The 5091-nt window shown below is 71.8% G+C and carries 7 protein-coding genes; 3 read left to right on the plus strand and 4 right to left on the minus strand.

The window, feature by feature from the left end:
* Positions 1–50 precede the first annotated feature (50 nt).
* From SJ20_RS06825 to SJ20_RS06840, 4 genes are all read right to left on the minus strand, one after another.
* Positions 51–938, minus strand: a complete 888-nt coding sequence (locus tag SJ20_RS06825) for an amino acid ABC transporter permease (RefSeq protein ID WP_041105305.1) — start codon at positions 936–938, stop codon at positions 51–53.
* Entirely contained in the window at positions 935–1615 is a 681-nt protein-coding gene (locus tag SJ20_RS06830) for an amino acid ABC transporter permease (RefSeq protein ID WP_036316476.1), read from the minus strand. The genes SJ20_RS06825 and SJ20_RS06830 overlap by 4 nt, the downstream gene beginning before the upstream one ends.
* Before the next feature lie 104 nt (positions 1616–1719).
* Positions 1720–2613: a glutamate ABC transporter substrate-binding protein gene (locus SJ20_RS06835; protein ID WP_044659402.1), complete on the minus strand. Its 894-nt coding sequence runs from the start codon at positions 2611–2613 to the stop codon at positions 1720–1722.
* A gap of 47 nt (positions 2614–2660) precedes the next feature.
* Positions 2661–3395, minus strand: coding sequence for an amino acid ABC transporter ATP-binding protein (locus SJ20_RS06840; protein ID WP_200891086.1), 735 nt, complete (start codon positions 3393–3395; stop codon positions 2661–2663).
* A 178-nt stretch (positions 3396–3573) separates the two neighbouring features.
* On the opposite strand from SJ20_RS06840, the gene SJ20_RS06845 reads away from it, so the two are divergent.
* The 3 genes from SJ20_RS06845 (at position 3574) to SJ20_RS11725 (ending at position 5069) form a co-directional block, all read left to right on the plus strand.
* Entirely contained in the window at positions 3574–4377 is an 804-nt protein-coding gene (locus SJ20_RS06845; protein ID WP_044659404.1) for a TIGR00730 family Rossman fold protein, read from the plus strand.
* Positions 4374–4718 (plus strand): hypothetical protein, encoded by a 345-nt coding sequence (locus tag SJ20_RS06850; RefSeq protein ID WP_044659405.1) that lies wholly within the window; start codon positions 4374–4376, stop codon positions 4716–4718. Before SJ20_RS06845 ends, SJ20_RS06850 begins: the two co-directional genes overlap by 4 nt.
* A 180-nt stretch (positions 4719–4898) precedes the next feature.
* A complete protein-coding gene (locus SJ20_RS11725) occupies positions 4899–5069 on the plus strand; it encodes a DUF3117 domain-containing protein (RefSeq protein ID WP_002855133.1) in 171 nt (56 codons plus the stop codon).
* Positions 5070–5091: the final 22 nt, after the last annotated feature.

A 5091-nucleotide genomic window follows, 5' to 3' on the forward strand; every position in this document is an offset into this window, starting at 1 on the left:
AGGCCGGTGCCAGCCGCCCGACCCGCGGGCCCGCCTCGCCCGCCGCCCGGTCAGCCCGCTGTGTCCGTGGGCGCCCCGACGCGCGGGGTCGTGGGGGCGCTGGCGTCGCCGGCCGTCCGCGACGACAGCCGCCGCGAGAGCCGGGTGGCCGCCCAGGTGAGGAGGAAGTTGATCACGATGAAGATCATCGCGGCCACCACGAGGGACTGCAGGATGTTGCCGTTGCCGGAGCCGAGCTGGCGGGCGTACTGCAGGAGTTCGAAGAAGCCGATGAGGTAGCCCAGCGCCGAGTCCTTGAGGATCACCACGAACTGGCTCAGCAGCGACGGCAGCATGGCGATGAGGGCCTGGGGCACCTCCACGAGCCGCAGGGACTGGGTGCTCGTCATGCCCACCGCCGCGGCCGCCTCGCGCTGGCCGCGCGGCAGCGAGCGCACCCCGGAGCGCACCAGCTCCGCGATCACGGACCCGTTGTACAGGGTCAGCGCCGCGATCACCGCGTAGTACGGGCCGTCCTGGGGCTGGATCGCCCCGGAGCGCGCGACCTGTGCGAACAGCTGGTAGAAGAACACCATCATCACGAGCACCGGCACGGCCCGGAAGAACTCCACGACGACGGCGGCCAGCCAGCGCACCGGGCCGACCGGGGCCAGCCGCAGGAAGCCGAACACCAGGCCGAACACCACGGAGGAGACCACGGCGATGCCCGCGGACTGCAGGGTGAACTGCAGGCCCGGCAGGTAATAGTTCCGCCACGCGTTGCCGTCGACGGCGGCCAGCCAGCGGCGGCCGGAGAGCTGGCCGGTGGCGTTCATCTGGATCAGCACGAGCACCGCCACGACCAACACCGCGGCGAGGGAGACGAGGTTGGCGAGGAGGATCCGCCGGCGGGCGATCGGACCCGGGGCGTCGAAGAGGACGGAGGCCTGGGCACTCATCGGGCCACCGCCCACTTCTCCGAGGCCCACGTGGTCAGCAGGCCGATGGGGATGACGATCAGGCAGAAGCCGATCGCGAAGGTCAGGAAGATCGCCACCATCACGTCCGGGCTGAACTCGATCATGCGCTTCATCAGGCCCGAGGCCTCCGCCACCGACGCCGCGGCGGCGACGGTGGTGTTCTTGGTCAGCGCGATCACGGTGTTGCCGAGCGGGGTGATGGCCCCGCGCAGCGCCTGGGGCAGGATCACGTGGCGGGCCGCGGGCAGGAAGCCCAGGCCGATGGAGCGGGCGGCCTCGGCCTGCCCGAGCGGGACGGTGTTGACGCCGGAGCGGATCGCCTCGCACATGAACGCCGCGTGGTAGAGCGAGAGCGCGATCACGGCGTAGATGAAGAAGTTCAGCGTGAAGTCGGACGAGAAGCTGACCTTCAGCTGCCCCCAGACGGCGAGCACGCCGAGCAGCATGATGATCGTCAGCGGGGTGTTGCGGACCACGTTGACGTAGCCGGTGCCGAGGGCGCGCAGCGAGGGGACGGGCGAGATGCGGAACAGGGCGAGCACCACGCCGAGGGCGAACGAGCCGAGGGTCGCGAGGAACGCGAGCCTGATGTTCGTCCAGAACGCGAGCGGGATGTCCGCGCCGTAGTCCGCGAGGAGCGAGGAGATCGATTCCATGTCTTCTCCGAGGGTCGGGACAGGGCTGACGGGCAGGGGAGCCGCCGGGCGGGCCGAGGGCGACGGCTCAGGTCACGTCCTCGGCCCACCCGGCCGCGGGGCTGTCAGGCGCAGGGCTCGAACTCGGCGTCCTCGCCGGAGTTCAGCGTCTCGTCGTAGGTGTAGCCCGTGCCCTCGGTGTTGGACTCGAGGGCCTTCTTCCACTCGCCGGAGCCCTTCATCTCCTGGATGGCCTCGTTGATGTCCTCGCAGCGCTCCGAGTCCTTCGGCAGGCCGACGCCGTAGCGCTCCGTGGTGAAGGTGTTGCCGACGACCTTGAACTTGCCCTTGTTGGCGTCGGCGGCGGCCAGGCCCGCGAGGATGATGTCGTCCGTGGTCACGGCGTCCACCTGGCCGGACTCGAGGTAGGTCACGCATTCGGCGTAGCCGCCCTGCTCCACCAGGTTCACGCCGGAGGCGAACTGGTCCTTGATCTTCTGGGCCGAGGTGGAGCCGGTGACGGAGCAGAGGTTCTTCCCGTCGAGGGCCTCGGGGCCGGTGATCGCGGTGTCGTCCGCGCGGACCAGCAGGTCCTGGCCGGCCACGAAGTACGGGCCCGCGAAGTCGACGCGCTCCTTGCGGGCGTCCGTGATGGAGTACGTCGCGAAGATCATGTCGACCTCGCCGTTCTCCAGGGCGTTCTCCCGGTTCGCGGACGGGGTCTGGACCCACTCGATGTCCTTCTCGGCCACGCCGAGCTTGTCCGCCACGTAGCGGGCCACGTCCGTGTCGAAGCCGGTCGGCTGGGCCGAGCCCTCGCGGTAGCCCAGGCCCGGCTGGTCGAACTTGATGCCGATGCGCAGGCGCTCGCCGGAGCCGGACGACGTCGACTCGCCGGCCGAGGACGAGCCGGCGGCGTCGCCACCGCCGCCCTGCGACGAGGAGGGGGCGCAGGCGGTGAGGGACAGCGCGGCCGCGGCGGTGACGGCGGACAGGGTCAGGAGCTTCGTGCGGAGCATGGTGCTCTCCTCTGGTTCGGTGCGGTGGGGTGCGACGGGGGACGGGGTCAGTGCGCGAGGATCTTGCCCAGGAAGTCCTGGGCGCGCTCGTGTCGGGGGTTCGTGAAGAAGGTGTCGGGGTCGGCGTCCTCGAGGATGGCGCCGTCGGCCATGAAGACCACGCGGTCCCCGGCCTTGCGGGCGAAGCCCATCTCATGGGTGACCACGACCATGGTCATGCCGCCCTCGGCGAGCTGGACCATGACGTCGAGGACCTCCTGCACCATCTCGGGGTCGAGGGCGGAGGTCGGCTCGTCGAAGAGCAGGGCCTTCGGCTCCATCGCCAGGGCGCGGGCGATGGCCACGCGCTGCTGCTGCCCGCCGGAGAGCTGGGCCGGCATCTTCCTGGCCTGGGCGGCCACGCCCACGCGCTCGAGCAGCTCCATGGCGTGCCGCTCGGCGTCCGCCCGGCGCTTGCCCTTCACCTTGATGGGCCCGAGGGTCACGTTCTCCAGGATCGACTTGTGCGCGAAGAGGTTGAAGGACTGGAAGACCATGCCGATCTCGGCGCGCAGCTGGGCAAGCTGCCTGCCCTCGATGGGGAGCGGCCGTCCGTCGATCAGGATGCGGCCGCCGTCGTCGTCGATGGTCTCGAGCCGATTGATCGTGCGGCACAGCGTCGACTTGCCGGAGCCGGACGGGCCGAGGACGATCGCCACCTGGCCGCGCGGGATCCGCAGGTCGATCTGCTTCAGGGCGTGGAAGTCGCCGAAGTGCTTGTTGACGCCCTCGAGGACGATCAGGTCATCGCCCGCAGCACCGCGACGGCGCCGCACACCGGCCTCGTCGGGGAGGTGGGCGCCGTGGGGCTGCTCAGGCGTGATCTGCGTCATGCCAGTGGAATATAGCGCACGTCACACCCGGTGCGGTGCGCCGTGGGACGCCGGCCCTGGCGGCCCGCCGGCTCGTTAGGCTGGCGCCATGGCCCCACATGAGCACCCCTCGGGCGGCGACGTCGCCGCCGCGCGCCAGCGCGTCCGCCACGGCGGGCAGGTCCTGCGCGGGGACGCGGCACACACCCCCACGTTCGACCAGCTCCTCCTCGACGGCCGGCGGCCCGGCGACGACGCACGCCCCGCCGCCGACGTCGCCTCGACGACGTCCGAGGCCTGGCGTGTCCTGCGCATCCAGGCCGAGTTCGTCGAGGGCTTCGGCACCCTCGCGGGGCTGGGTCCCGCGGTCTCCGTGTTCGGCTCCGCGCGCACGCCCGAGGGCAGCGCCGAGTACGCCCTGGCCCACGAGGTCGGGACCCGCCTGGCCCAGGCCGGGTACACGGTCATCACCGGCGGGGGGCCCGGCACCATGGAGGCCGCCAACCGGGGCGCCCACGAGGCCGGTGGAGAGTCCGTGGGCCTGGGCATCGAGCTGCCGTTCGAGACCGGTCTGAACCCCTGGGTGCACGTGGGGGTGGACTTCCGCTACTTCTTCGTCCGCAAGGTCATGTTCCTCAAGTACGCGCAGGGGTTCATCGTGCTGCCCGGCGGCCTCGGCACCCTGGACGAGCTCTTCGAGGCCCTCACCCTCGTGCAGACCGGCACCGTCACCCGCTTCCCCGTGGTCCTCGTGGACCGCGGCTTCTGGGGTCCGCTCGTGGACTGGATCCGCGGCACGCTCGTGGAGCGCGGCATGATCTCGCCCGAGGACCCGGACCTCTTCCACCTCGTGGACACGGCCGAGGAGGCCGTCGCGTGCGTGCTCCGCTCGGCGGGGAGGGCCGACGCGTGAGCGGGCCGCAGTGGATCGTCCTCGTGGCCGTGCTCGTCGTCGTGCTGGCGGCCCTGGCCGCCGCCCTCGCGGGCCGGCTCACGCTCCGGGCCGACGACCCGGCCGGACGGATGCCCGGGCACCCCGTGCTGCTGCCGGAGCGGCCGCGCGCGGCGGATGTGGACCTGCTGCGGCTGGCCGTCGCGGTGCCCGGCTACCAGCGGGACCAGGTGGACGCCGTCCTGCTGCAGCTGCGGGACGCCCTCGCGGAACGCGAGGACGAGGCGACCGCGCTGCGGGCCCGGGTGGCCGAGCTCGAGGCCGCCGACCCCTCCCGGGGCGATCCGGCGGGGTACGCCTGAGTCGCGGGCCGGGCTCGGTGCGGGCCATCGTTTGGCGCGCGCACGCGGAATCCGCGATAATGGTGATGTGACCGGCCTCGCGCACGCCCGCGTGCGGGGGCGCCGGAGGCGTCCGGACAGCGCCCGCTCCCGCGGTCGCCGGACGCCGTGACGGGAACATCATCCAGAAGGGAAGTCGCAATGGCCGCCATGAAGCCCCGCACCGGGGACGGTCCCATGGAAGTGACCAAGGAGGGGCGCAGCCTGATCATGCGCGTGCCGATCGACGGCGGCGGCCGTCTCGTGCTGGAGATCAACGCGGACGAGGCCCGCGAGCTCAAGGAGTGCCTCGAGGGCGTCATCCAGGCCTGAGCCCGGACCCCTTCGACGCGGA

It is taken from the genome of Micrococcus sp. MS-ASIII-49 (genome assembly GCF_000946635.1).
GTDB lineage: Bacteria > Actinomycetota > Actinomycetes > Actinomycetales > Micrococcaceae > Micrococcus > Micrococcus luteus.